The sequence below is a fragment of the Actinomadura rubrisoli genome, from assembly GCF_004349215.1.
In the GTDB taxonomy this organism is placed as follows: domain Bacteria; phylum Actinomycetota; class Actinomycetes; order Streptosporangiales; family Streptosporangiaceae; genus Spirillospora; species Spirillospora rubrisoli.
On sequence record NZ_SMKU01000555.1, the window covers coordinates 1 to 3,543 of the forward strand.

At 76.7% G+C, this 3,543-nt stretch carries 4 protein-coding genes; 2 read left to right on the plus strand and 2 right to left on the minus strand.

Annotated elements, in window-relative coordinates:
* Positions 1–357: GntR family transcriptional regulator (locus tag E1298_RS45170; RefSeq protein ID WP_131903524.1), on the minus strand; the 357-nt coding region annotated here is incomplete at its 3' end.
* Positions 358–386: 29 nt separating this feature from the next.
* Here E1298_RS45170 and E1298_RS45175 point away from each other — a divergent pair.
* Together E1298_RS45175 and E1298_RS45180 are read left to right on the plus strand one after the other, a co-directional pair.
* Complete coding sequence (locus E1298_RS45175; RefSeq protein WP_131903525.1) at positions 387–1,238, plus strand: methyltransferase domain-containing protein; 852 nt, start codon at positions 387–389, stop codon at positions 1,236–1,238.
* On the plus strand, positions 1,235–1,699 hold the full coding sequence (locus E1298_RS45180; protein WP_131903526.1) for a hypothetical protein: 465 nt from the start codon (positions 1,235–1,237) through the stop codon (positions 1,697–1,699). Before E1298_RS45175 ends, E1298_RS45180 begins: the two co-directional genes overlap by 4 nt.
* Here E1298_RS45180 and E1298_RS45185 read toward each other — a convergent pair.
* Positions 1,620–3,275, minus strand: coding sequence for a DUF885 domain-containing protein (locus E1298_RS45185; protein WP_131903527.1), 1,656 nt, complete (start codon positions 3,273–3,275; stop codon positions 1,620–1,622). The two genes, E1298_RS45180 and E1298_RS45185, sit on opposite strands and share 80 nt — an antisense overlap.
* Positions 3,276–3,543 lie beyond the last annotated feature (268 nt).

Sequence of the window (3,543 nt, forward strand, 5' to 3'; positions counted from 1 at the left end):
GGGCCGGGTGAGGGGGGCGGCGACCACGACGGTGCCGCCGCGGCCGCGGCCGGCGAGGTGCCCCTCGTCGGCGAGGCGCTGGTAGGACTCGGTGACCACGCCCCGCGACACCCGCAGCTCGGCGGCCAGGACGCGGCTGGCGGGCAGGCGGCTGCCCACCGGGAGGCGGCCGTCGCCGATCGCCTCCCGCAGCCGTCCCGCCAGCCAGTCCGACAGCCCGCCCGGCGGCGCCTCCCGGACGTCCAGCTGCAGGAAATCCGACCCCGCCGACCCGGCCGACCCTGCGGGGCCGGGTGCGGGGTCGCTCCCCGGGCCCGTTACGGACCCGTCGGCTCCACGCTGTTTGGCCCTGTCCATCAGACCATTGTGGCGGCACGGTGAAACCCATGGAAACAGCGCGCCCCGGCCGGCGGGACGGCTACGTCCACGGCTACTCCGACGACGAGACGCGGCGGCTCGGCGAGCAGGCCGACACCCTCGCCGCGCTGCTGCACGACGGCACCGCCTATCCCGCCGGAAGCCGCGTCCTGGAAGCCGGATGCGGCGTCGGCGCGCAGACCGTGCACCTGGCCGCCGGCAGCCCCGGCGCCGACATCGTCGCGATCGATGTGTCCCCGGCGTCGCTGGAGCGGGCCCGCGCCCGCGTCACCGCCCGCCTGCCCGCCGCGCGGGTCCGGTGGCGGCACGCCGACCTGTTCGACCCGCCGTTCGGCGACGCCGAGTTCGACCACCTGTTCGTGTGCTTCGTCCTGGAACACCTGCGCGACCCGCGGGCCGCGCTCACCGCGCTGCGGCGGGTCCTCAAGCCCGGCGGGACGATCACCGTGATCGAGGGCGACCACGGCACGGCGCTGCCGCACCCGGGCAGCGCAGCCGCCCGCGCCGCCATCGGCCACCTGGTCGGTCTCCAGGCCGCCGCGGGCGGCGACGCCCTCATCGGCCGCCGCCTCCAGCCGCTGCTGGCCGCCGCCGGATACCACCAGGTCCAGGTCCGCCCCCGCACGGTGTACACCGACCAGACCCGGCCCGCGCTCGTGGAGGGGTTCACCCGCGGCACGTTCATCGCGATGGTCGAGGCGGTCGGCGACGCCGCGGTCGCCGCCGGGCTCACCGGCCGCGCCGCGTTCGACCGCGGGATCGCCGACCTGCGCCGCGCCGCCGGCGACGGCGGAACCTTCCACTACACCTTCTTCAAGGCCGTCGCCGTCAACCTCGGCGCCCCGCGGGGGCGGGCGTGAGCGCCGTCGTGGCCGTGGCGGTGCCGGCGGTCCTGCTGGCGCTGGTGCTGTACGGGCTGGAGCGCGCGCACCGCCGCCGCCCCCACCCCCGTGCGCCGCTCGCCGGGAGCGGCGCCGTCCGCGACCGCGACATCGAACGCCTGCGCGACGATCTGCGCCACTCCCCCGCGCACGCCCCGCCGCACACCTCCGCCCTCGGCCACCCGAACCGGCCCCGCGACCGCACGGGCGACCGCACCGCCGACCGGGCCGCCGACCGGGCCGGCGGAGGGCGGCCGCAAGAGCGGAACGGCGGCCGGGGACGCTCTGTTACCGGCTGCCCGCCCCGCGCGCGGCCCGCCGAGCGGGCGGAGGGCGGCCACCCCGCCCGGGGCGGGGGTGTCAGGGGCGGGCCAGCTCCGCGCGCAGCAGGTCCAGGCCCATCGGCCCCAGATCCAGCGCCCGGTGGTGGAACGCCTTGAGGTCGAACGCCGCGCCCTCCCGGCGCCGCGCCGCCTCCCGCGCCTCCAGCCACACCTTCTCCCCCAGCTTGTAGGCGATCGCCTGCGCGGGACGCCCCAGATACCGGTCGATCTCGAACGCCACCATCGCGTCCGGCTCCGGGCCGGTGTGCGCGCGCAGGAACTCAAAACCCAGCTCCGGCGTCCACCGCTCCCCCTCGTGGAACCCCGTCCCGGCCGGGATCTGAAGCTCCAGGTGCAGCCCGATGTCCAGGACGACCCGCGCGGCGCGGAACTGCTGCCCGCCCGCCAGCATCCCCAGCTTGTACGCCGGGTCCCGGTAGTAGCCCAGCTCGTCCATCAGCCGCTCGGCGTACAGGCCCCACCCCTCGCAGTACCCCGGGTACAGCTCCCCCGCCAGCCGCTGGTACCGGTTCAGGCCCGTGTTCAGCACGGTCAGGCCCAGCTGCAGGTGATGCCCCGGCACCCCCTCGTGGAACATGATGCCCGGCACGCTCCACGTCACGATGTCGGCGCCGGGGTCGCCGACCGTCCACCACACCGTCCCCGGACGCGACAGGTCCTCCGCCGGCGCCAGATAGTAGATCCCCGACTCGGTCGGCGGGATCCGGCAGTCGATGCGCCGCAGCGGCCCCGGGATGTCGAAGTGCACCCCGTCCAGGTCGTCGATGGCCTGGTCGGCCAGCTCCTGGATCCACGCCCGGAACGCCTCCGCGCCGGTGATCCGGTACGCCGGGTCGGCGTCCAGCGCCGCGCGGACCGCCTCCGGCGGCTCACCCGGCAGGATCTGCTCCCCCGCCTGGTCCATCTCGGCGCGGATCCGCGCCAGTTCCTCCCACCCCCACGCGTAGGTGTCCTCCAGGTCCAGCGTCGTCCCCAGAAAATCGCGGACGCCCAGCAGGTACCGGTCGGCGCCCAGCGGATCCCGGTCCGGGGCGCCCGGCCCCAGCTCCCCGGTCAGGAACGCCGCGAACTCCACCAGCGCTTGTGACGCCGCCTGCACCGCCGCGTCCAGCCGCACCCGCGGCGCCTCCCCCGGGCCCGCGGGGCAGCGGCCCGCCAGATCGGCCAGATAGGCCGGGGTGTCCAGGCACTCGCGCGCGTTGCGGGCGACCTGGCGGCGCGCCGCGACACGCCCGTCCCGGCGCGCCAGGTCCAGGCTGGTCCGCAGCCCCTCCAAGGTGCCCGGCAGGGCCGCCAGCCGCGAGCCGACCGCGTCCCAGTCGGTGTCCTTGCCCTGGTCCAGCAGCTCGATCGAGGTCCGGACGCGCTGGACGGGCCCATCGATGGTCTCCAGGGAGCCGTCCAGGACGTGGGCCTCGTGCAAGGCCAGCTCGGTCTCCAGCCGCTCGCGCATCACCGCCGCGGTCACCCGGTCCGGGCCGGAGGCGGCGGGCGTGGCGTCGAGCCGGGCGAGCGTCGCGCGGGCGAGGTCGGCGCGGGCCGCCACCCCGTCGGGACCGTAGTCGGTCAGACGCGAGTCCTGCCCGGCGATCCCCATCATCGCCGCCTGGCAGGGGTCCAGGGCGGCGAACTCGTCCATGTAGCGGTCGGCGAGGTCATCCAGTGCGGTCATCGCCCCAGGCTACGGTTCCCCGCCCCATTCGGCGATCATGAATGCGGGGTGCCGCGGCCACCCACGGTCACCACCCACGGTCGCCGCCCGGGGTCGCCGTCACCGGCGTACCGCGCCCGCCCCGCGCCCCGTCCCACGTCCCGTCCGGCACCGGCCGGTGGGGCGGCGGGGGTCAGCGGGCCTCGGCCGCCAGCCGCACCCCCAGCCCCACCAGCACCACACCCGACAGCTGGTCCAGCCGCCGCCGCACCACCGGACGCTCCAGCGC